Genomic DNA, 1,117 nt, shown 5'->3' on the forward strand with positions numbered 1-1,117 from the left:
AGGACATGGCAAAGGAAAAGTTTGAGCGTAACAAGCCGCACGTCAACATCGGCACGATCGGCCACGTTGACCACGGCAAGACGACGCTGACCGCAGCAATCACCAAGTACTTTGGTGACTTCAAGGCGTATGACCAGATCGACGGCGCGCCGGAAGAGAAAGCGCGCGGCATCACCATCTCGACCGCGCATGTCGAATATGAAACCGACGCGCGCCACTACGCCCATGTCGACTGCCCCGGCCACGCCGACTACGTCAAGAACATGATCACCGGTGCCGCCCAGATGGACGGCGCGATCCTGGTTGTGAACGCTGCTGACGGCCCGATGCCGCAGACCCGCGAGCACATCCTGCTGGGCCGCCAGGTTGGCATCCCGACCATGGTTGTCTTCATGAACAAGGTCGACCAGGTCGACGACGAAGAGCTGCTCGAGCTGGTGGAAATGGAAATCCGCGAGCTGCTGTCCAGCTACGACTACCCGGGCGACGACATTCCGATCATCGCCGGGTCGGCTCTGGCCGCGATGGAAGGCAACAACCCCGAGATCGGCGAAGAATCGATCCGCAAGCTGATGGCCGCCGTGGACGAGTTCATCCCGACGCCCGAGCGCGCCGTGGACCAGCCCTTCCTGATGCCGGTCGAGGACGTGTTCTCGATCTCGGGTCGTGGCACCGTTGTGACCGGCCGTGTCGAGCGTGGCGTGATCAATGTCGGCGACGAGATCGAGATCGTCGGCATCCGCGACACCAAGAAGACCACCTGTACCGGTGTGGAAATGTTCCGCAAGCTGCTGGACCGCGGTGAAGCGGGCGACAACATCGGCGCGCTGCTGCGTGGTGTGGATCGTGACGGCGTTGAGCGTGGTCAGGTTCTGTGCAAGCCGGGTTCGGTGACGCCGCACACCAAGTTCGAGGCCGAGGCCTATATCCTGACCAAGGATGAAGGCGGCCGTCACACGCCGTTCTTCGCGAACTACCGTCCGCAGTTCTACTTCCGGACCACCGACGTGACCGGCACCGTGACGCTGGCCGAAGGCACCGAGATGGTGATGCCGGGCGACAACGTGTCGTTCTCGGTTGAGCTGATCGCGCCGATCGCGATGGAAAACGGCCTGCG

1 protein-coding gene is annotated in these 1,117 nt (G+C 62.6%); it reads left to right on the forward strand.

The features are described 5' to 3' along the window. Positions 1-5: 5 nt before the first annotated feature. Positions 6-1,117, forward strand: a 1,112-nt coding sequence (tuf, locus tag M3P21_RS22290; RefSeq protein ID WP_249713706.1) for an elongation factor Tu, incomplete at its 3' end; no start/stop codon positions are given.

This window comes from Ruegeria spongiae (genome assembly GCF_023502395.1).
GTDB lineage: Bacteria > Pseudomonadota > Alphaproteobacteria > Rhodobacterales > Rhodobacteraceae > Ruegeria_C > Ruegeria_C spongiae.